At 42.3% G+C, this 21,076-nt stretch carries 18 protein-coding genes and 1 pseudogene; 9 read left to right on the plus strand and 10 right to left on the minus strand.

Translation table 11 applies throughout. The annotated features are described in order from the left end of the window. A pseudogene (locus V7K62_RS24325) lies at positions 1–996 on the minus strand (hypothetical protein); the annotation flags it as partial. A gap of 602 nt (positions 997–1,598) precedes the next feature. On the opposite strand from V7K62_RS24325, the gene V7K62_RS24330 reads away from it, so the two are divergent. After that, positions 1,599–1,796, plus strand: a complete 198-nt coding sequence (locus V7K62_RS24330; protein WP_094348028.1) for a hypothetical protein — start codon at positions 1,599–1,601, stop codon at positions 1,794–1,796. Between the two features lie 81 nt (positions 1,797–1,877). Beyond that, positions 1,878–2,354: a Tic20 family protein gene (locus V7K62_RS24335; RefSeq protein WP_334868601.1), complete on the plus strand. Its 477-nt coding sequence runs from the start codon at positions 1,878–1,880 to the stop codon at positions 2,352–2,354. Positions 2,355–2,357: 3 nt separating this feature from the next. Here the strand turns inward: V7K62_RS24335 and V7K62_RS24340 are convergent, their stop codons facing one another. Continuing rightward, the gene (locus V7K62_RS24340; protein ID WP_334868603.1) at positions 2,358–3,131 is read right to left on the minus strand and encodes a fumarylacetoacetate hydrolase family protein; all 774 of its coding nucleotides are present in this window, start codon (positions 3,129–3,131) and stop codon (positions 2,358–2,360) included. 378 nt (positions 3,132–3,509) lie between these two features. On the opposite strand from V7K62_RS24340, the gene rpsF reads away from it, so the two are divergent. Further along, positions 3,510–3,860, plus strand: coding sequence for a 30S ribosomal protein S6 (rpsF, locus tag V7K62_RS24345; RefSeq protein ID WP_334868605.1), 351 nt, complete (start codon positions 3,510–3,512; stop codon positions 3,858–3,860). Between the two features lie 240 nt (positions 3,861–4,100). Beyond that, entirely contained in the window at positions 4,101–4,661 is a 561-nt protein-coding gene (locus tag V7K62_RS24350; protein ID WP_334868607.1) for an Npun_F5560 family protein, read from the plus strand. 479 nt (positions 4,662–5,140) lie between these two features. Here the strand turns inward: V7K62_RS24350 and V7K62_RS24355 are convergent, their stop codons facing one another. Further along, positions 5,141–5,494, minus strand: coding sequence for an STAS domain-containing protein (locus V7K62_RS24355; RefSeq protein WP_334868609.1), 354 nt, complete (start codon positions 5,492–5,494; stop codon positions 5,141–5,143). A 485-nt stretch (positions 5,495–5,979) separates the two neighbouring features. Here V7K62_RS24355 and V7K62_RS24360 point away from each other — a divergent pair, with 485 nt between their 5' ends. After that, entirely contained in the window at positions 5,980–6,609 is a 630-nt protein-coding gene (locus tag V7K62_RS24360; RefSeq protein ID WP_334868611.1) for a DedA family protein, read from the plus strand. Positions 6,610–6,678: 69 nt separating this feature from the next. On the opposite strand, the gene V7K62_RS24365 is transcribed toward V7K62_RS24360, so the two are convergent. Both V7K62_RS24365 and V7K62_RS24370 read right to left on the minus strand, forming a co-directional pair. Next, a complete protein-coding gene (locus V7K62_RS24365; protein ID WP_334868613.1) occupies positions 6,679–7,881 on the minus strand; it encodes an argininosuccinate synthase in 1,203 nt (400 codons plus the stop codon). A gap of 552 nt (positions 7,882–8,433) precedes the next feature. Continuing rightward, on the minus strand, positions 8,434–9,195 hold the full coding sequence (locus tag V7K62_RS24370) for an Npun_F0296 family exosortase-dependent surface protein (protein WP_334868615.1): 762 nt from the start codon (positions 9,193–9,195) through the stop codon (positions 8,434–8,436). 447 nt (positions 9,196–9,642) lie between these two features. On the opposite strand from V7K62_RS24370, the gene V7K62_RS24375 reads away from it, so the two are divergent. The 4 genes from V7K62_RS24375 to V7K62_RS24390 all read left to right on the plus strand — a co-directional run bounded on the left by V7K62_RS24375 (position 9,643) and on the right by V7K62_RS24390 (position 14,932). Next, a complete protein-coding gene (locus tag V7K62_RS24375) occupies positions 9,643–10,890 on the plus strand; it encodes an anhydro-N-acetylmuramic acid kinase (protein ID WP_334868617.1) in 1,248 nt (415 codons plus the stop codon). Between the two features lie 144 nt (positions 10,891–11,034). Then, on the plus strand, positions 11,035–11,481 hold the full coding sequence (locus V7K62_RS24380; protein ID WP_334868619.1) for a hypothetical protein: 447 nt from the start codon (positions 11,035–11,037) through the stop codon (positions 11,479–11,481). A 224-nt stretch (positions 11,482–11,705) separates the two neighbouring features. Further along, on the plus strand, positions 11,706–12,719 hold the full coding sequence (locus tag V7K62_RS24385) for a glycosyltransferase family 2 protein (protein ID WP_334868621.1): 1,014 nt from the start codon (positions 11,706–11,708) through the stop codon (positions 12,717–12,719). A 659-nt stretch (positions 12,720–13,378) separates the two neighbouring features. Then, positions 13,379–14,932: a serine/threonine-protein kinase gene (locus V7K62_RS24390; RefSeq protein ID WP_334868623.1), complete on the plus strand. Its 1,554-nt coding sequence runs from the start codon at positions 13,379–13,381 to the stop codon at positions 14,930–14,932. Between the two features lie 471 nt (positions 14,933–15,403). Here the strand turns inward: V7K62_RS24390 and V7K62_RS24395 are convergent, their stop codons facing one another. From V7K62_RS24395 to abc-f, 5 genes are all read right to left on the minus strand, one after another. Then, positions 15,404–15,601, minus strand: a complete 198-nt coding sequence (locus tag V7K62_RS24395; protein ID WP_041565841.1) for an NblA/ycf18 family protein — start codon at positions 15,599–15,601, stop codon at positions 15,404–15,406. 639 nt (positions 15,602–16,240) lie between these two features. Beyond that, on the minus strand, positions 16,241–16,978 hold the full coding sequence (locus V7K62_RS24400; protein WP_334868625.1) for a PP2C family protein-serine/threonine phosphatase: 738 nt from the start codon (positions 16,976–16,978) through the stop codon (positions 16,241–16,243). A gap of 17 nt (positions 16,979–16,995) precedes the next feature. Then, a complete protein-coding gene (locus tag V7K62_RS24405) occupies positions 16,996–18,681 on the minus strand; it encodes an ABC1 kinase family protein (protein ID WP_334868770.1) in 1,686 nt (561 codons plus the stop codon). Positions 18,682–18,879: 198 nt separating this feature from the next. Then, a complete protein-coding gene (locus V7K62_RS24410; RefSeq protein WP_334868627.1) occupies positions 18,880–19,206 on the minus strand; it encodes a DUF6825 family protein in 327 nt (108 codons plus the stop codon). Between the two features lie 96 nt (positions 19,207–19,302). Beyond that, positions 19,303–20,916: a ribosomal protection-like ABC-F family protein gene (gene abc-f, locus V7K62_RS24415; RefSeq protein ID WP_334868629.1), complete on the minus strand. Its 1,614-nt coding sequence runs from the start codon at positions 20,914–20,916 to the stop codon at positions 19,303–19,305. Positions 20,917–21,076: the final 160 nt, after the last annotated feature.

The raw sequence follows: 21,076 nt of genomic DNA on the forward strand, positions 1-21,076 counted from the left end.
AGTATATTCTAAGTTCCCTTCATCTGGCACAACAGTAATTGCCAGTTCTGCCGAAACAGCGATCGCATTATCTAAGGTAATTGCGGGTTCTGCTGGAGCAGTATATTCTAAGTTCCCTTCATCTGGCACAACAGTAATTGCCAGTTCTGCCGAAACAGCGATCGCATTATCTAAGGTAATTGCGGGTTCTGCTGAGGCAGTATATTCTAAGTTCCCTTCATCTGGCACAACAAAGGTAGTAGGGTTGCTGTATTTAGTAATTGCCAGTTCTGCCGAAACAGCGATCGCATCATCTAAGGTAATTTCGGGTTCTGCTGGAGCAGTATATTCTAAGTTCCCTTCATCTGGCACAACAAAGTTAGTGGGGTTGCTGTATTTAGTAATTGCCAGTTCTGCCGAAACAGCGATTGCATTATCTAAGGTAATTTCGGGTTCTGCTGGAGCAGTATATTCCAAGTTCCCTTCATCTGGCACAACAAAGGTAGTGGGGTTGCTGTATTTAGTAATTGCCAGTTCTGCCGAAACAGCGATCGCATTATCTAAGGTAATTTCGGGTTCTGCTGGAACAGTATATTCCAAGTTTTCAGAAATAGTATCTGAGTGATCGGGTGAATTTTCTACATTCTCCCTCTGCTTCCGCTCTGCCACCAGGGAGAAGACTTGCAGTTGGACACTGTATTGCCAAGATTTACCGAGTAGCTCCGACATCAAATCGCCGGAACAGCGCAACTCCCAAGCTCCCGCCTGGAAGTAGGTAAAAGGAATTACCGCCATTAAGCCTTCTGAGTTAGTGCGACGCGATCGCTTGAAAATTCGCCGCGTTGGTTGAACTGACTCGGTTGAAGAGTGAGTTACCCGCACTTCCACGTCTGTATTATGAAGGTTAGAACGAGCCAAAACTCTATACTGCCCTTCCAAAATTTCCAAATTTGGCGATTCTAGGATATGCCATGAGCGAGCGCCTTGTTCCTGTATCAGAAATTGCCAGTGTTCCATTGTGAGTGATGCCCAGACCGACGAGCCGCTGAGTAATATTGTGTATTAACTTGCTTGCAAGTTTACCTCAGTATTTTGGAAATGCATCACTTAAATGGCTATCAAATTAACTCAGTTTTACTGACTTGACTCCTCTGGCTTTAACTAGTCACGTCAAGGTAATTTCAATGGGTCGCCGTCTTGCTTATGCATAAAGCTTTTGTTGTTTTCTGAATATTAAGTTTGACACACCGTAGTGCTAAATTAACAAGGATGCAATGGATACTGTTAGTTGTCTTTGCTCAACTTAGTGCAAATAATTTTGTATTATTTTTTACTAAAATTTCAACTTTGTAATAGACACAACTTACAATAAATTAAGATTCAGTTGAGAATTTTTATTGAATCGTAATTGCTCACATTTTTGCTACAAAGAGGTAGGATGTGGCTCTTAAGTGTCCTCTGCGATCGCCCAAGGTGGGCGCAAAGCCCATCGCAAATTACAACACTTAACCGCGCAAAACGCATCTAATCTATCTGAAGTGGCTCTTTAAAGCGCTACAAAACATGTCCTCCCCTGAGTGAAATGTGGGTTCACAATGAGGATTTACAGGAGGGATTCGATGCTAGTCATTTTAATGGACGAGCAAATCCTTGCCCCTGAGCAAGTTTGCCAGTCTTGTTTACTCGCTGATGGGAGCGGTCAACCCCGTTGGCGTGGGGGTCAACTGCGCTGTGGTCAAGCCATTCGCAAACTTACTCAACAGCAGCCAGACCAGTATGAATGCATGATGGGTTTTCGCATCGCCCATATAGAATAGGTGAATTTGTCAGCAAGACCTAGCAACTGCGTTATCCTAAGCTCAAGTAACTATTGAAATTTAACCACAGGAGAACGCATAATGTCTTGGCGCGGGTCTACAACGGTTTCAGATCGGATTTTTGCTTCCTTGCCTTATTTGCTTCCTCTGATTGAGGTTTTTGTATTTGGTAGATATTTGCTCTCAGAGTTTCCAGCGCTACAACTGCTGTTTCTGCCGCTTCTGCCATTATTAAAAATTTACTACGGCGTGCGTTATGCAGGAATGATTATTTTCTTTGCTTTATTTTTGCTGGTAGTGAGAAACGAAAAAATTAGTCACTTTATTCGTTTCAACACCATGCAAGCAATCCTTTTGGACATCATTATCTTTTTGTTTGGCATCCTAACTGATGTTGTGGGACTAGTTCCGGCTGGTGGTTTTGCAATTCAAACCCTATCCACAACAATTTTTATCGGCATAGTGGGAGCAGTTGCATATTCAGTCATCCAGTCTGTGAGCGGGCGTTATGCGGAAATTCCAGCAATTTCCGATGCAGTGTATATGCAAGTGCGTTAGAAGTTAACGGGTCGCTACGGTGTTTTCCAGGCGACCAATACCTTCAATTTCTACGCGGACGCGATCGCCTGGATGCAAAGCACTTACACCCTCCGGTGTACCTGTAAGCACCAAATCACCGGGTAGTAGCGTCATCACCTGACTGATATAGGCAACTAAAACATCGGGGGAAAATACCATCTGATCGATACAGGCAGATTGGACTGGATTAATGTCGTCATTTACAAAAGTCTGCAATCTCGCTCCTGGATTTAATTCCCGCACAATCCAAGGGCCCAAAGGACAGAAAGTATCAAAACCTTTAGCTCGCGTCCATTGACCATCTAGTTTTTGTAAATCCCGCGCTGTTACGTCATTCGCGATGGTGTAGCCCCAAATTTTGGTTTGGGCTACCTCTGGTGTACATTCAAAGGCGTAATCGCCAATTACTAGTGCTAACTCTCCTTCATAGTCAACTCTTTGCGACTGGGGAGGATACTTAATTTCCCTCTCAGATGGAATGATCGACGTGGGTGGCTTAAGAAAGATTAATGGCTCAGAAGGTACTGGAGTTCCCATTTCTGCTGCATGATCTGCATAATTTTTACCCACCGCCACAATTTTTGAGGGAGCGCAAGGAGCCAGAATTTGGTAATTTTCTGGTGTCAAAATTAAATCAGTGGGTTGTCCATCTAACCAGGGTGGAGCATCTAGCACCTGCACATTTAGGGATAGCTGTAGTAACCCATAGTAAATCTGTCCTTCTGGATTTTGAATTCGCACGTAGCGCTGCGCCATAACCTTGATGAATATCCTTTTATCTGGATTAGAAGCTGTGAGCAGGTAGCAATCGTCAGTTAGCTGTTTAGCAAACCGATTGAGCCTTGAGCAAAAAAGCGATCGCTATAGATGCCCTTAAAGAAAGATACCCTTTAGCGAAGCTGATAGCTTGATCAATCTTGTTAAAGAAATATCGGGGTTGCCTCCCAACCTAGTTTTCATTAGGGACATCCAAAAAATCCCAACTTCGGCGATTTGGCTAATGATTCAAATTGAAAACTGGTAAGATTATAGTTCCTTGTTGCTTCAGATGTTAATCGATACGGGTATTTTTAATTAAATTAAGGTATAAATTAACATCAGCAGCCACTTATGTCCATGAGGAAACTGAAAAATATGACTACAAATTACGAAACAATGTACATTCTGCGTCCTGACTTGGGAGACGAGCAGGCAGAGCTAGCAATTACTAAATATCAGAATTTGCTTCGCGATCAAGGCGCCCAGGAGATCCAAATTCAAAATCGTGGTAAGCGGCGTCTGGCTTACGAAATCAAAAAACACCGCGATGGCATCTACATCCAGTTAAACTACACTGCGCCTCCAACTGCGATCGCCCCTTTTGAACGCGCTATGCGCTTGAGTGAAGAAGTGATTCGCTATTTGACAATTAAGCAGGAAATTGAAGAGGAAAAACCCCCTAAAGAGGAAAAGGAAAAGCCAGCTAAAGTAGCTGCAACGGTCTAAGGGACTAGAGATTGGGGAAGGTGGGGCCCCCTCTGGGGATAAGGGGTAATGGGGACTAGGAACTAGTAATTAAGGAAGAAACTTAATGTCCAATCCCCAATCCCATTCAATAAAATTTTGTCTTTTTCTTTTCTTGTGACTTATCTGGGAATGCTAAATTAACAAATACTTGCCAAAGGTAGTACTCCCGCAGTTATACCTAAGAGTGGACAAGATTCTGAATGGGAGCTTTAAGCTACTGTGAGCCAATCTGATACACCCAATATTCAAGTTCTCTCGACGGAAGTATCGCAGCTACGCCAGGAGTTGCAACTTCGCGATCAATTAGTGCAACAACTATCTCAAGAACTCTTCCGACTGGTAAAGGGTAATACTAGTTTTATGCCCCAGCAGCCGGAGCTTGAGCGCGATCTGACCCAGTTACACGCTTTACAAGAACAACTCCAAGCTGTAGAGCAGCAGGTGGCGTTCTACCAAGAGCAAATTACAACTCGTGACTCCGAAATTTACCAATTGCGACAGTCAGTCCAAGAACTCACCGATCGCACTCGGATGTTGGAGCAAGTAGTACAAGAGTTGCCTCAAATTTACCGTCGGAAGTTTGAGGAGCGGATGACGCCAGTCAGAGAAAAGGTAGCAATGCTACAACGAGAAAACCGCCAACTGCAAGCAGAACTGCAAAGTGTGAGTTACCGTTTAGCACTCAAAACTCGCAATGCTAGTCACAGCGGTATTGATTTGCCAAATTTTCCTCGCCCAGAATCCGAACAAACTAATTTTTCGACTCCCCAGAATGCGTAAAGTTACCATTATGGTGGAATCTAAGAGGTAAGAAATTGGTGCGGCAAAGGATATTGGAGGCATCCAAGTAGTAGATAAAGGCAAAAATAACTATAGAGTTAGAAATAAGTAAAGGCTGATATTCTAACCTTTCTTACCTCCTGCTTCCTTTCAATAGTTAGGTTGGATATACAACAATTAGCTTAGATTAATTTAAAAACCCTGTATTTAAAAGGCTGGGGAGTGTTACAAACAATTGCATTTGCTTTGATCGATTTTGGTCATTTCTGACTTGACTGCTTTAGGTGGATGACTTTCAGCAAGCAGATTTATTGATCTGCCATTCATACTACCTAGCTCAAAACCATAAGTTTTCCTCAACATTCTTCTCTAAACAAAAAAGAAAATCAGTCTGCTAGCACCAGACTGTGATCTTAGAAAATATGAAAAAATGCAAATATTGCTTGACTCCACCATCCTTCTATAGGTAGATTTATTAGCTAGCCTGCTAGCACCAGACTGTTATCTTTGACGGTGGTAAAAATATCTTGGTAAGTGTGAAAAATTTCAAACACTGTATCGAGTTGGGTAAGTTCCAAAATTAACCGTACAGGAGCTTGCACGTTGCATAGAACCAAGCGGCAACCACTCTGACGTGCAGCTTTTAACCCTTTTACTAAAGGGACTAACCCAGAACTGTCCATGAAATTAACTTCTGCTAGGTCGATAACCCAGAGTTGATCGGCTTGAGGCACTACTTTAGCCATCTGTTCACTCAAAGCCTTACCGCCTTCCAAATCTATGCTTCCTTGGGGTTTAAACAAAATCACTTGAAATTCTTGTGTGAGAGCCATGAATTTAACAGGGTAATTGGAACACTTGACAAAAAATTGAAAAAGACATCAATACTTTTTCTCTTTCAACGGCAAAATGACTGTTTTACGCAAATATTTGGGCAATTGCAGTCTTACAGTTGAGATAGATTATTTCAGTATTCATGTCGTATAATTTGTGATAACTTTCATCAATATAGGCATAAGCGCCTAACAATTTCGGTATCAACCGTATCTTTTACAAGATTTTCACAATTTAAAGGGATATTTATAAATTTTCTATAAATTTTTTAATTTTTTTTTAATAAATATGAACTTGTGGTAAAAGTTCCAAAAATTGGATAATTAATAGTCAAAAATTAATAGTTACCATAGACTAGAAGCTATGGATTATTCAGTATTAAGCTAATGACTTAATGACTCTATGTATTGGTTTGATTGACACTCCACCCAAAAACAAGCAAAGATATAGTAAAAGTAAAAATTTGTAAAGACGGCGGTGCGGAATGTCTTTAGAGCTGATTTCCCTAGAAAATATCCAGGAAGTTGCTCATAATTACGGGTATTGGGCAATTTTTTTCGGAATTTTGCTAGAAAATTTAGGCATTCCCCTTCCTGGTGAAACCGTGACCTTAGTGGGCGGGTTTTTAGCTGGCAGCGATGAACTAAATTTCTGGCTGGTTCTCGGTGACGCAATCATGGGTGCTGTCATAGGTGGCACTTGTGGCTATTGGATTGGTAGAGTTAGTGGTTGGGCTTTTCTGGTAAAAGTTGGCAGCATATTTCGGATTTCGGAAGTGCGGCTGCTGAGTATTAAAGATCAATTTAGTCAAAATGCTGCTAAAGCGGTGTTTTTTGGACGTTTTTTGGCATTGTTACGAGTTTTTGCTGCACCACTAGCTGGTATAGCTGAAATGCCCTTTGGAAAATTCTTTTTATACAACTTGTTAGGAGCAGTTGCTTGGGCTAGTTTAATGGTGACATTAGCTTTTTTTGCTGGCAAAATTGTCTCTTTAGAACAGTTGGTTGCTTGGGTGGGTCAATTTGCGATCGCAGCATTACTAATCCTCGCTGCCTTAATTGTTGTCCCCCTGTGGTTGGAGTCTCGCCAAGTTAAGGGTGCAGCAGAAGAGTAAGTAATCGAAGTGGGGAGATGAGGGAGTCGGGAGAGATTCTGCCTCATCCCTTTCATCCCCCTTATCTTCCTAACCTCTAACCTGCTGTGACCAAATGCGAGTCGGTAGTCCCCAAACGTAAATAAAGCCTTCAGCGGCTTTGTGGTCAAATTTGTCTTCGGCTCCGTAGGTTGCCAAATCGGGAGTATAGAGGGAATGATCGCTCGAACGCCCAACTATCGTAGAGTTGCCCTTGAACAACTTCACTCGCACAGTTCCAGAGACTCGCTCTTGTGTCTTCTGAATAAAGGCATCCAGTGCAACTTTGAGTGGACTGTACCACAAACCGTTGTAAACGATTTGGCTGTAAGTTTCTTCAATCCCACGTTTGTAATGGGTGACATCTGCCGTTAAAGTCAAGCTTTCTAAATCCCTATGTGCCTGAATTAGCACCAACATCGCGGGTGATTCGTAGATTTCCCGCGATTTGATCCCCACCAGACGGTTTTCAATCATATCGATCCGGCCGATGCCGTGATTTCCTACTGCCTGATTGAGTTCTTCAATTAGCTCAACTGGCTTTTTGGCTATACCGTTGAAGGTTATGGGAATACCACCCTGGAAACCGATTTCGATGTACTCTGGCTCATTGGGAGTGTGAGCGATCGCTTTGGTCATCTCATAAATTTCTTCTGGTGGCTCAAATGACGGATCTTCGAGTAAACCAGCTTCAATACTACGACCGAGCAAATTCTTGTCAATACTATAGGGAGAAGATTTTTTGACTGGTGAGGGAATACCAAACTTTTCACCATAAGCGATCGTTTCCTCACGACTCATCCCCCATTCTCTAGCTGGTGCGAGGATCTTCAGGTTGGGGTTTAAGGCTGTGACAGAGACATCAAAGCGAACCTGATCGTTACCTTTGCCGGTGCAACCGTGAGCGATCGCATCAGCACCATATTTTTCGGCTGTTTCTACTAATACCTTGGCAATGAGTGGACGAGCCAGGGCGGTTCCTAGAGGATAACGATTTTCATAAAGGGCGTTGGCTTGAATCGCTCCAAAGGCGTAATCTTTAACAAAGCTGTCTTTGACATCTGCCACTAGGGATTCACTTGCACCCGATTTCAGAGCTTTTTCTCTGATTGGCTCTAATTCATCTCCCTGACCTAAATCTGCTGCTAGAGTAATCACCTCTTCCACACCCCACTCCTGTTTGAGGTAGGGGATGCAAACTGAGGTATCTACTCCGCCAGAATATGCCAGGACAACCTTTTTGGCGCGACCCATTAATTTCTCCAGTTAGGACAACAAAGAATGAGTCATTATTATATCTAAACTAATCCATGTATATTTTATTCATGCAACAACCTATAGGAGGATTTAGGAGTTAGGAGTCAGAATTACAGTTCACTCTCAATACGGTTCGGTTAAGCTCTAAGAGGATGTTTGAAAAGTCCTTAGTGATGTATCAAATACTCTTATATCCCCCTAAATCCCCCGATAAATTGGGGGACTTTGATTCCGTTTCCCCCCTTAAAAAGGGGGGCTAGGGGGGATCGATAAGTGCCTGATATCACAGCCGACCACTTTTCAAACAACCTCTAAGCAGTATTGAGTATAGAGAAAGAAAATTTTTCTAAAGCTTGCTACGCGTAGCATTGATCGTAGAAGAAGGCCCGATCATAAATGGTAAAAGGATTAGGGCGAGTTTACTTATGTAAGCTCGCCCTAACTTGTATTTAATGTTAACTTTGTATCGGAAGTTTTGAAGTCCTTGTACAGGCTAGGGTAGCGTGTAGAGAAAATAAGGAAAATCTTACCGAGCTAGGATTGAAATATTTAATGAGACTGCCTTACACTTTGCAACTTCTCATTCTTGCGCTTGCGTAGAAACATACCACCTACAGCTAGCATACCCAAAGTAACACCAGGCTCAGGAACAGACTTAGGGTCAAAACCTGTAAATTTGTCAGTTCCTAGATGGAAAGAATGATTGTCGCTTTCAAACCCACCACCACCAGCTTGGGTAATGACAATCTTGTTGAAAATATCGTTGCTACTATCTGAGTAGAAGTGAAGGTAGCCATTTCCTTCACCACCATGCTGTGACGCATGAATTGGAGCAACTGGGTTCACATCCTCAGTTGTAAATGATTTTATCAGAGTATCGCCATTGTAGAAGGAAAAAACGTTACCAGAACTAATAGCACCCCAGTCAATACCGAAATAATTGAGGGAACTTGCAAGGTTAATTGTGACGTTATCACCGTTGAAAACTGCCAAATACTTACCATTATTGACCTCACCATTTGCCCCAGCAGGTGCCCATACATCTGACCTAACACTGCTGCTTCCACTGTTGTTTTCAAATGAGTACTTAGCGAAACCAGTGGTTGGTGCTTGACCATTATTGAAGTTAACAGTTGTCGTACCGGGAAGTTGAGTAAACTCAGAAAAAGCACCTTGGTCAGTATCTCCATTAGGGGCTGCAATGCCAGTGGTTACTTTGAAGGAAATAGCCTGGGCAGAACCTGCATAGATAAATGATGAGATAGCAGATAAAGATAGAGCAGCGATACAAGCAATTTTTGTAAGAGACATAATTTGGAGATTCGGTATTTCTAGTTGTTGAAAAATTCGTTGTGCGATTTGAGTTCATTATGTAATGTCTTCCAGAAAAAAGAATAGGATGAAACTACTGGATTTGTATTTACTGAAAAATCCATATATTTGGTAAATAGCTTGCTCTATTCTCGAAGATAAACAAGTAGTTTTACTTGCCGAAAAAGTGGATAGAGGAGCTGTTCTTTATCTGAAGATAAAAAACTTGTAAAGTTAGATCATATATATTAAGAATTTGTATCTTCAGATGTTGTCCTGATTAAGGACTAATAAAGACAACACTGGCCATTGCTATTGGTTTTGATATTCTTCCCTTGCTCTATCTACTCGTCTTTCTCCAGCCAACTATGCCACCTGAGTTTTTTTGACATAGCTAGCAACATGAATTAAACTAAACTCTTGCAATCAACAAAAGAATCTCGATCGATGCATCCAACTGAAAAAGCTGCTGTCCCTACTCGCGTTATCGGTTTAATTAGTGGCACATCCGTAGATGGCATAGACGCTGCGTTGGTAGAGATTTCCGGCACAGAATTGGATCTCAAAGTTGAGTTACTAGCCGGGGCAACATATCCTTATCCAGCCGAACTCAGAGAAAGAATATTAGCAGTTGGTGCAGGCGTTGCCATCTCAATGGCAGAATTGGCAGAAATAGATGATGCGATCGCCGTTGTCTTTGCTCAAGCCGCTCAAAATATTCAAATTGGTCATCAGCCTGCCACTCTCATTGGCTCCCACGGTCAGACGGTTTATCATCGACCACCCAAAGGGGGAGCAGGGGAACAGGGGAACAGAGGGAGAGAAATGCTCACTCCTCACCAGCTAAACGTCCGGCTAACAGCATTGGGCACTCCCTTGGGTTACAGTCTTCAACTAGGGCGCGGTGCATTAATTGCCCATCTTACGGGCATTGCAACTGTGAGCAACTTCCGCGTTGCTGATATTGCTATAGGTGGTCATGGTGCGCCTCTCGTGCCCAGAGTCGATGCTTATTTACTCAGTCATCCTGAAGAGGGGCGTTGTATTCAAAACATTGGTGGTATTGGTAATGTTGCTTATATTCCGCCTCGGCATGGTGACTGGCTCTCAAAAATTCGGGCTTGGGATACTGGCCCAGGAAATAGTCTGTTGGATCTAGCGGTGGAGCATTTAAGCGCTGGTGCTAAAACTTATGATGAAAATGGCAATTGGGCAGCCAGTGGTACTCCTTGCGATCCATTAGTAGAAGAATGGCTCGACCAAGACTACTTTCATCTACCGCCGCCCAAATCCACTGGACGCGAGTTATTTGGTGTAGCTTACCTGCATGAGTGTTTAAAAGATGCTCAAGCATACCAACTCAGTGCTGCCGAGTTACTGGCAACTCTCACAGAACTTACCGCTGCTTCAATTGTTCACAGTTACCGCACTTTTTTGCCAGAAATGCCACAACGAGTACTATTATGTGGTGGTGGTAGTCGCAATCTCTATTTGAAAGAAAGGTTACAGCTGTTATTGACATCAATACCAGTCTGCACTACAGATGAAGTCGGCTTGAGTGCAGATTTTAAAGAAGCGATCGCCTTCGCGGTTTTAGCGTACTGGCGACATTTGGGTATTCCTGGCAACCTACCTACTGCCACAGGTGCACCTCAAGAAGTACTTTTGGGAGAAATTCACCAAGGTCAGTCCTGAGTTAGGAACAATAAACAAGATAAAAAATTTCTTCATTCTTCACTCGCAACTCAGCACAGGCTAAACGCCCCGCTATCGCTAACGCAACTTAGCACTGCTATAACTGTAGTCTTGGCGGCACTCGAGCAAGACAGGGAATAAAAGGTGGCTCATACTTTTTTATTGGAACCAGGACGGTGGGCAATGGAAGGAAATTGGCTGGAACGTAATGGTATGCCAATCAGCGTCAAGGGTATGACCTTGGTCGCTTGGAATCGAGATAACTGGTTCACTATGGCCACAAAACTGATATTCCCAGGTAGCGATCGCTCCGAAATCTCTCTTCAATACAAGGGGAGGTTGCATTATGGAGAGCGTCAGTATACTTTTTTACTAAAACATAATATTTTGGGGCAGGTTGAAGGCGAAGGCTGGATTGGTCTGGACACTATCGTACAGCGTTACTGGGTACTAGGCGATCCTCAGCGTCGTAGTGGCTTTGAAACCCTACACCGGATTTCCGAAGATACATACTACCTCAGTAGTGGTATCTTAGCTGGTCATTTTTTAACTAACACAATGGAAGCTAGCCTAGAGCGTCAGTCAACCTAAAGGCAGCGTTGCCTCACCGCTTTGCTGTTCTTCTAAACCAAAAGCCGCCGTTCAAAAACTTTGGCAATGCACTGGTTTCCCAAGGCCTAATATCTCCTGTCCAACTTTAACCAATCATTGTTTATTCTTATCGACCGACTGAGTTGTATAGTAAAAAAGAAATGATCAGATTATGGTCAGGATTTTAGCATTTTACCTAACCGTGTAGTCAGGAGTTGAGTTTCGTGAATCCTAAAGTCTCCGTTATTATCCCTGCTTACAATACTGAAACTTATATTGGGAAGGCAATAGAGTCAGCCTTAGAGCAAACACTCACTGACATTGAAGTTATCATGGTCGATGATGCTTCAAGTGATAAAACTGTAGAAGTCGCTAAAAGTTTTACCGATCAACGTCTCAAAGTGATAGTTAATCAGCAAAATCTTGGAGCGGCGGCTGCACGTAATCGCGCCTTCAGAGCAGCCCAAGGAGAATGGATTGCTGTGCTTGATTCAGATGATTGGTATGCTCCCGATAGATTGGAAAAGCTTGTATCTCTGGCAAATGAAATCAATGCAGACATGATTGTTGATGATGTTTATTTTATCAAAGACGGTGCAACATCTCCTTGGAGTACATTGATTCAAGAAAGTGGAGAACGTATAGATAAAATTCTCCAAATTGATATCGTTTATTTTGTAGAAACTGATGTCTTTGGGGAACCAGGATTGCATCTTGGCTTAAGCAAACCTCTATTCAAACGAGAATTTCTAGTTAAGCATGGCATTGAGTACGATGATGAAATTAGGATGGGTCAAGATTTTTGGCTTGATATGAAATGCTTAATCAAAGGAGCTAGGTTTTTTATTGAACCAAAACCCTATTATTTCTACCGTTCACGCCCTGGTTCTCTTGTATATCAAAGCCAATTACCACGTCTAAATCAATCTTGCAAAGCTGCTAATTCTTTCATGCAACAAGAGGTTGTGAAAAAAAATCCTGCTCTCATGCGTGCTCTATCTTATAATCTTGCAGTCTATAAGAAAAATCTAGCTTACCTTCAAGTTGTAGAACCTATAAAACAAGGAAAATGGTTAACAGCATTCACCGAAATAAGGAAAAATCCAGGCTTCTTTTATGATTTCATGTCCCGATTTAATAGTATTCTCGAACGTCGAATTCAATACTATGTAATGAATAATAAATCTAGTTTTGATATATATCCTAACCAACAGAGAAAACGAAAAACTACCACTTAGGCGATCACAGTTTTATCAATCAATAATGCATTCTTAATAGTAAAAATGAACCTGAAGGTTAAAAATATTGTTAGGTAATCAGAAAATGTTTTAAAAGTATTGGGCGAATATAATTCGCTATTACACAAGCAAAGTCTATCTCCGTGGACTAATGCAAATTCAAGGGTTTGTTAACCTGCAAAGGCAGATAAAGTCTCGTGTAGCCAAGCCAGCCCGGTCTTCTCCGAACACGAATGAGCGTCTCTAAGAGTTGGCGAGACGCCAAGGGTGATAGCGCATTAGTCAAAATTGGGCAAACTAAAACTACACCACAATTAAAGTGCAAAATGGTACAAAGCGTCATTATAAATTTACTCTTTCTGCTTGTTTGATTTGGTATATTGCACCAGTTGCAATAACCGTCTCGGTTGCAAACTGGCAGATCGTGGTTTCAATCTTCTAAAAGAGGACTGAAAAAAGCTAGTATAGCACCGCGTAAATAGACTAACTATTGGAAATCGCACAAAAGCCTAGCCTATAAGCTTTTTGCCTTTTGACTTCCATTTATCCCTTGCAGTACCAGCCGAGAAAGGACTTTCTAGGCGCAATAAATCAGATATCAGTTTGAATGCACTTGTCCTCCCAAACACTTACAACCTGCTTTTGGAGTCGAATTTTCTATGTCAGACCCCAACATTGGTCGCTTACTCAGCAAACGCTACCAACTCCAAGAGTTAATCGGTACTGGAGCAATGGGTCGGGTTTATCGTGCTAAAGATACATTGTTGGGAGGTGTACCTGTTGCGGTTAAGTTTCTGGCGCTATCAATCCAAAATGAAAAGATGCGATTGCAAGACCGCTTTGAACGAGAAGCAAAAACCTGTGCTTTACTAGGGCAAAAAAGCATCCACATTGTTCGAGTTATGGACTATGGCGTAGATGAGAATAACACCCCGTTCTACGTCATGGAATACCTACAAGGACAAAGCCTAAACAATATTATTCGCAAGCAACGATTGCCTTTACCAAGATTTCTCAGTATGGCGCGTCAACTCAGCCTGGGGTTACAGTGCGCCCATGATGGCATCCTGGTTGATGGCGCTATTTGCCCAATCATCCATCGCGATGTCAAGCCAAGCAATATGCTGGTGATTCAAGATCCCAGTTTTGGAGAATTGGTCAAGGTTCTGGATTTTGGTATTGCTAAGTTATTACAGTCAGATGGCGACCATACAAAATTCTATTTGGGGACATTGGCTTATTCTTCTCCCGAACAGATGGAGGGTAAGGAATTAGACAACCGTGCTGATATTTATAGTTTGGGCGTCATGATGTTTGAGATGCTCACAGGCAAAATGCCACTGGTGGCACCAACTCACTCTTTTGGAGCATGGTATAAAACACATCACTATCAAAAACCACGTTCTTTTGCTGAGGTTGTGCCTGGATTAGAACTACCAAAAGAAATCGAAAATTTGGTGATGAGTTGTCTAGCTAAAGTAGCACGCGATCGCCCTCAAAGTATCACTGAAATCCTCAGAGTTCTAGCATCTCTAGAAAAGCCTGAGCATACACGCAAAATTAAACAAGACAGCCATAGCCTAGTTCCTGCTACTACAGTTAGTCCTGAGTTTGAACAAAAGACAAAAGCCGATTTGCGGGTATCCTGGTCAAACGATGAAATCGCTCGTACCATTTCCTGGCCCCAAAATAAACCAATTGCTGATATTGTCTTTCCCCAGCCCATTCATACCAATGGGGAGGTTTTACCAGCTTTATGGGTGATGCTACCGCAAGAGGAAATTCAAAAACGCTTACTCTGTAATCGTTATAACCAATTTCTGTTCATCTCTATCCCCCATCCTATGCTGCTATGGATTACTGTCATCTACAACCGCAAGCATGGTGCTAAATGGCTGCCTTATTACCTTGACCTCAAAACCAGCCTTGGTCAAGAAATTACCCGGTTACTACAGCAGACAGGTTACTACCGCCTGTTATTCTTTGCCCGAGAAGCACCAAATCGCTGTACCCATATCTTAGTTTCCAGCGTCGCTTCTGCCCAGCGCCAACGACTGCAAGAGTGGGTCGCAATGAGCAATACGTTAATGTCCTCTGCCGACCCGCAAATCAGTAAAAGTTTACTCAAAAGCGAGTACGAAAAGATTAAGCCTCAAATTCTAACAAAACTGGAAAGTATTGATACAGATTCTCCATACGATCTTTCCAGCTAGGCATAATTTCTTAATGTTACGTATTTTATATGGAACTAAGGGGTGGACACTCAAAGAATGTAAACTTTTATAAACAAAGTATATATAAAGATGTAAGTTCTAGTTATATGTATAAAGAGTGAAGTCACTAGCTCCTTTAGCAGTGGGATAAAAATTCTCTCAGAATCTTCCTGTAGAAATATTCCAGTAGATTGTAAGTTTATGCAGGTGTGGTTCTCAGACTAGACTAAACAAAAAAAAGTTTGGCTAAAGCAAACAATGAATTTAGTGTACAAAGCTAAACTTAAGTCTAGACTCCAGCAGATATGCCGTAGACAGTGTTTACTCATTCTTAGTTAATTTCGGGAATTCAACTTTTTCGCTGCTCTTGTGGAATTACTTATCGAAGTTGACGCCCCGACATCCCCAGCTCTTTTCCTCCTTGGAACCAAGCAAGAGAAGGAGGTCGCCCACTGCGACATCAGAACGACTCTATGCCATAGTGGAACCGGAATCTAAGCCCCACTGGTGCTTAAGAAGCTCTTGATAGGTTGCCTCGCGCACGACCATTTGCTCATAGAGCTTGACTAAAAAGTCTTTAGCTTGATCGTGGCTCATATTTTGCACCTGAGTAGCAAATGAGCAGATACTGAATTGCTGTTCCAAGGATAGTTTCATTGGTTGATTCATAATTAACTCCGAAAAAACAACGCGTAAAGGTGATATCGCTCAGAGAAGTCCAAATGGGATAATATTTGGACTTATATCTGTCCACATTTGTTCCTCCGTATTACGAAAGATAACAATTGTTTGACAGATTGCCCACATCCAAAATGTGGAGTTTTTCTGCTCTGATATCTTGCACCTAATCCTACTGATATACCACCCAAGTCAGGTGAACCATATTCCAGAAAATAGGCTCTATTTGGACTCAAATAGGTATAACTACCTTCCTCATTCCTTCCTGCTTTGCACAACTCTCCTTTGAGGAGAAGATCAGGTGGTATGCTTAACCGTCTTAGTTTTTCTGTTTAAAAAACCTAAGATGCTATATCCTCCAGTATGGAGGAAGCTTCGGAGGGCAGAGATTTTAAGGAGGTTGGAGAATAAATGGTAATAAGCGTGAATTATAGTCGCTCTAGCTTATTACGTGCAAGATGTCAATTTACCAATTTATGCAAATTTAGCCTCTTTAGGTCATTTTAGAGGCTAAAAATATTTGTATCAAATTGTAAAAAGGAAAAATGCTCACGCTGAACAAATTACTGAGTATATTTACCGGATTATTTATTTGTCCTTTGTCCTTTGTCCTTGGACAACAAGCAATGACTAATGACTATTTTCTTCGAGTGAGACGATGACAACTGTGATGTTATCGTGCCCTCCGTGGTCTTTAGCAGACTCAACTAGAGAGATGGCGGCTTTATCAAGCCAAGGACTATCTTGGAGGCAGCTAGCAATCTTCTGTTCGACAAGTTCTTCTGTAAGACCATCACTACATAACAACAAGCGATCGCCAACTTTTACATCTAGTGGTTGTAAATCAATCTGATGCAAGTCTTCACGCCCCAGACAGCGCGATAATACATGACGAAAAGGATGTAATCGTGCTTCATCTAAGGTGATGTCACCGATTTTGATTGCTCGTGCTACCCAAGTGTGGTCTTCTGTTACCTGTTCTAAGTGCGACTCTCGGAAGCGATACAGCCGCGAATCGCCAACATGAGCGCACCAAGGCGACTCTGGGTAGCGAAAAATTACCGCCACAACCGTTGTACCCATATCGGCGCGTTCGGGATGACTTTGCTGATCGTGCAAAATTGCTTCATTGGCACCCCACAAAGCTTGCTCTAGCAACTCTTGGGAAGACTTAGAAGTTTCCCAATTTGCGACCAAATACGCCTGAATTTCTCCAGTGGCAATCCGACTAGCCTCCTCACCTCCGGCATGACCACCCATTCCATCAGCGACAACGAAAAACCGCCCTTCTGGGTCGATATAGTAAGCATCCTGATTATTAGAACGAATAAGTCCCGGATCGCTATAACCCGTGAAATTAAGTTTCATAAATTTTTTTGCAACAATTAATACATGCGATCGTAACGGTCGAGGCGTGAAAGTAGTCGGATCAGGATCACTGAAAGCCCTGCTGCAATTAAACCAGGCACTAGTGCCCACCATTCATGATTGCTAACCACTAAGATCGTAGCTGAAAGTGTGAAACCACAGATTAACAGAGCATAACTTATTGAGAGTTGAATACTGCTCTGTCGCCGCAGCAGGCGTTCCGTTTCTATAGATCGAACACGCAGGCGCATATCTCCCTGCTCTAGTTTCTCTAGTGTATCCTCTAATCTACGTGGCAGACCAAACGCAGTACTACTTACCTGAGCTGCTTGGCGACTTAATTCGTTCAGAAAGCTATTCCCCTCAGAACCATTCATATCGGTCATAAGTTGCATTGCATACGGTTTGGCAACTTCCATAAAGTTAAACTCTGGATCTAAGCCTTTGCCTACCCCTTCTAGGGTAGAAAAGGCTCGCATCACAAAAGTGAAAGTTGCTGGAAATCTAAATGGCTGATTATAAGCTATTTCGTAAAGGTCGTCACTGATTGCCGCGACTGATTGGTTTTCAAAGGGCTTATCCATGAAATTGTCCAGCATATACTGGACGGAACGCCGCACTGGCCCCATGTCATCGGTTGGGGCGATCGCGCCTAAATCGATTAGAGACTGAATAACGCGATCGCCATCTTTTTGGGCAATACCAAACAGTGTTTGCATCAATCCTTCGCGGACATTGGCTTTAATCCGCCCCATCATGCCGAAATCGTAGAATATTAAAGCACCACTTCCACTAACGGCAATATTACCTGGGTGAGGATCGGCGTGGAAAAAGCCACTATTGAGCAACTGAATTAAATAGGCTTGAGCGCCTTGACGAGCGATGACTTTTCGATCCAAACCCGCTGCTTCTAAAGCTTCGTATTGGCTAATTTTAATTCCAGGGAGATATTCTAAAGTCAGCACTCTAGAAGTGGCGTAACGCCAGTATATTCTGGGGACGTTCACCCAATCGTAGCCGCGAAAGTTCCGGCGAAAAGTATCGGCGTTACGACCTTCGTTAAGATAATCAATTTCTTCCCAAAGAATGCGACAACATTCTTCGTAAATACCTAACCAATCTCGCCCCCGTCCCCATTTAGGATGGTTTTGAAAGTAGCGGGTGATTCCCTTGAGAATCTGTAAATCTATTTCAAATAACTTCTTTAGTCCAGGACGTTGCACCTTGACAACAACCGATTCCCCAGAATGCAGCACAGCTTTGTGTACTTGTCCCAAGCTAGCAGCAGCTAAAGGAATAGGTTCAAAATTATGGAAGAGTTCAGGAATTTTCTTGCCTAGTTCTTTCTCAATGGTTGCTTCTACTTGCTCATAGCTAAATGCTGGCACTTTGTCTTGTAATTTGGCTAGTTCTTCTACATATTCACCAGGGAATATATCAGCACGGGTAGAAAACAGTTGCCCAACTTTGATGAAGGTTGGGCCTAAATCCAGTAGGGTATTGCGAATCCAAACCGCTTGGGTTTTGCGTCTTGCAGCTTGCTTTACTTCAGTCACACCACCCGAATAACTCCAAGGTTTCTTGTATAGCCAAAGTTTGAACAATAAGGTTAAGACAAAAGACCAAATGTCCACAAAACGCCGTCTGCTAGAGTATTTTTCCCGATTCCAACGGTATGCCTTATCTGAATAACCTTGTTCCATATACTTTGTGTACCGTTGGTTTGCAACCGAATCACTTGGAAGAAAAGACACTCTGAATTCCTAAACTGTTTTTTTCTTAAGTGTCCTTTGTCATTTGTCTTTTGTCATTCGTGAATAATTTTTGACTAATACTTCGACTGCGCTCAGGGCAAGTCGCTCAGTACGAGTGACTAATGACCAATGACTAATGACTAAAATTTATGCAGAAGTTCGGCGATAATGTTGCAATTCTGTTCGTAACAGGGCAATTTCTGCTCGTAATTCGTCAATATCTGCTTGCAAGTCACCGGAATCAGAACTGGCTTGCCCAGTACCTGCGGTAGCTTGACCAGCATTAGCTGATTCTGCTGCCCGATTTGCCCGCTCTAGGACTTCTTCTGTAAACTGGCGCAGCTGCTCTCTAGCTTCCGCATCAAATTTGCCCAGATCGCTCAAAGCATCGGTCAAGGCGACCTCTAAACGCTCATTAACTACTTCGGCTACCGCTCTGCCTACGAAAAAGGCTTGCACAAGGGGATTACTCATAAATTTTTGTTACGTTGCACCGCAAGAGAATTATAACTTGCCTGTATGCTTTGCGGCTTCTGTTGTTGAGCTAGAAATTTACAAGAGGCGATCGCTTTATTTATGACATTCCAGCAACTCTCGATAATATTGCTCTGGTGTACTCGGTAAATAAGTTGTCGTTTGCAAAGTTTGTTCCCTCAATTTGAAACCTTGGGTAATATTAATCCGGCTGAGGAAATCGATATCGTGGGAAATTACCCAAGTAGCTCTTTGGTAATCATTGATACCTACTACCGTTTGTTCAACAGTTTCAATATCCAGATTATTAGTTGGCTCATCGAGAATCAGCAGATCGATTTCTGAGATACTGATTATAGCGATGGCTAATCTTGCCAACTCACCCCCACTGAGCACAGAGGCGCTTTTGTGAACGTCATCATATTTAAAGAGAAAGTGTCCTAGTTGTTGACGCAAAAGCTGATAGTTGAGATTAGGATTGGCAGCTTGCATATTTTCCAAAAGTGTGTATTTTCGATTAACCAATTCGTAGGTTTGATCGAGATATACAGCTTTCATCGTTGGTGTGAGCAAAACCTCACCTGATTCTAAAACCGCTGTTTGGTTTTCCCTTCCCAAAATTGCTTTTACTAGACTCGATTTACCAGAACCGTTTGCGCCGATAATGGCTATGCGATCGCCAGATGATATATGCAGTTGAATATTTTGAATCAATAGACGCTCTGATATCCTAAGATTCGCACCCTGGATATTAATTAGATTTCGGCGCTTTTGATTTTTTTCTTCTAGCTGAATACTCATTACTTTGGTAGTTTTGACCTTTGTCTCTGCAACTTTTTGATTAGCCTTTGCTACTGCTGCTTCATGTTTCTTTTTCGCAGTTCCGGTAGACACCTCAGCTTTGGTTTTAATCAGCCCTGCTGCCATCCTATCGATACTACCATTAAGAAACTTGGCGCGACCGTTGCGACTAGATTGGGCTGCGCGTTGCTGCTCTTGCATAGCTGTGGCTTGGGTACGTTTGAGTTCCTTTCTGGCGGCTTCGCGTCTACACAATGCTGCCTCTAACTCTATTTCTTTCTGTTCTCGATAGTACGATAAATTACCACCATATATTTTCAAGCCAACAGATGTAAGTTCCCAAGTAATATCTGTCACTTGGTTTAGGAAAAAAGGCTTATGCGAGACAATTACAAAAGCACCTGCAAAATCTTGAAGAAACTGCTTTAAGCTTTCTAATGCTTGCAAATCCATCTGATTGGTTGGCTCATCAAGTAACAGCAAGTTTGGTTCTTGAGCTAAACCAATTGCCAAAAATAGTTTTGTCAGTTCTCCACCACTCAAGTTAGCAATTGGTAGAGAGAAGTCAAGATTTGTACCAAATTGTGTTTGCAAAATTTCCTCAATCTTCCACCATTCATCAGAGATGTAAATTAAAAAAATAAGTACTGAATCTGCTGTAATTTCTTGTCTGATAGTGCTGATTTGTGGCAAATAGTAGACAACACAATTACGCCAAGTGGAACCTGCACTGGGGTCTATTTGACCTGCAAGTATCTTTAATAGGGTTGATTTTCCTACCCCGTTGCGACCGACTAAAGCGATGCGATCGCCCGCGTCGATATTCAGATGAATCCCTTGAAACAAAGTTCTATCTACGCTGAGTTTATATGCTAAATTATCAGCTAATAATATTGATTTTTTCGGCATTATTCTCAAAGCTCAATTCGCAAACTTAACACCCGCGTATTTCCAAAAACTTCGGGTAGATTAGACACAAAAAACCAGCCTTAGACACTGGTCAAGCGGTTTTATGTAAATAGGAGTGATGACAATATTTTTAGTGCATGACTATGTGAAGTAACCCTGT

It is taken from the genome of Nostoc sp., assembly GCF_036917935.1.
Classification (GTDB): domain Bacteria; phylum Cyanobacteriota; class Cyanobacteriia; order Cyanobacteriales; family Nostocaceae; genus Nostoc.

What these genes read in the sequence shown, in the direction of transcription:
- V7K62_RS24330 (WP_094348028.1), top strand. Translation starts at nt 1,599, where the DNA reads ATGCTAGTCATTTTAATGGACGAGCAAATCCTTGCCCCTGAGCAAGTT.
- V7K62_RS24335 (WP_334868601.1), top strand. Translation starts at nt 1,878, where the DNA reads ATGTCTTGGCGCGGGTCTACAACGGTTTCAGATCGGATTTTTGCTTCC.
- V7K62_RS24340 (WP_334868603.1), bottom strand. Translation starts at nt 3,131, where the DNA reads ATGGCGCAGCGCTACGTGCGAATTCAAAATCCAGAAGGACAGATTTAC.
- rpsF (WP_334868605.1), top strand. Translation starts at nt 3,510, where the DNA reads ATGACTACAAATTACGAAACAATGTACATTCTGCGTCCTGACTTGGGA.
- V7K62_RS24355 (WP_334868609.1), bottom strand. Translation starts at nt 5,494, where the DNA reads ATGGCTCTCACACAAGAATTTCAAGTGATTTTGTTTAAACCCCAAGGA.
- V7K62_RS24360 (WP_334868611.1), top strand. Translation starts at nt 5,980, where the DNA reads ATGTCTTTAGAGCTGATTTCCCTAGAAAATATCCAGGAAGTTGCTCAT.
- V7K62_RS24365 (WP_334868613.1), bottom strand. Translation starts at nt 7,881, where the DNA reads ATGGGTCGCGCCAAAAAGGTTGTCCTGGCATATTCTGGCGGAGTAGAT.
- V7K62_RS24370 (WP_334868615.1), bottom strand. Translation starts at nt 9,195, where the DNA reads ATGTCTCTTACAAAAATTGCTTGTATCGCTGCTCTATCTTTATCTGCT.
- V7K62_RS24375 (WP_334868617.1), top strand. Translation starts at nt 9,643, where the DNA reads ATGCATCCAACTGAAAAAGCTGCTGTCCCTACTCGCGTTATCGGTTTA.
- V7K62_RS24390 (WP_334868623.1), top strand. Translation starts at nt 13,379, where the DNA reads ATGTCAGACCCCAACATTGGTCGCTTACTCAGCAAACGCTACCAACTC.
- V7K62_RS24395 (WP_041565841.1), bottom strand. Translation starts at nt 15,601, where the DNA reads ATGAATCAACCAATGAAACTATCCTTGGAACAGCAATTCAGTATCTGC.
- V7K62_RS24400 (WP_334868625.1), bottom strand. Translation starts at nt 16,978, where the DNA reads ATGAAACTTAATTTCACGGGTTATAGCGATCCGGGACTTATTCGTTCT.
- V7K62_RS24405 (WP_334868770.1), bottom strand. Translation starts at nt 18,681, where the DNA reads ATGGAACAAGGTTATTCAGATAAGGCATACCGTTGGAATCGGGAAAAA.
- V7K62_RS24410 (WP_334868627.1), bottom strand. Translation starts at nt 19,206, where the DNA reads ATGAGTAATCCCCTTGTGCAAGCCTTTTTCGTAGGCAGAGCGGTAGCC.
- abc-f (WP_334868629.1), bottom strand. Translation starts at nt 20,916, where the DNA reads ATGCCGAAAAAATCAATATTATTAGCTGATAATTTAGCATATAAACTC.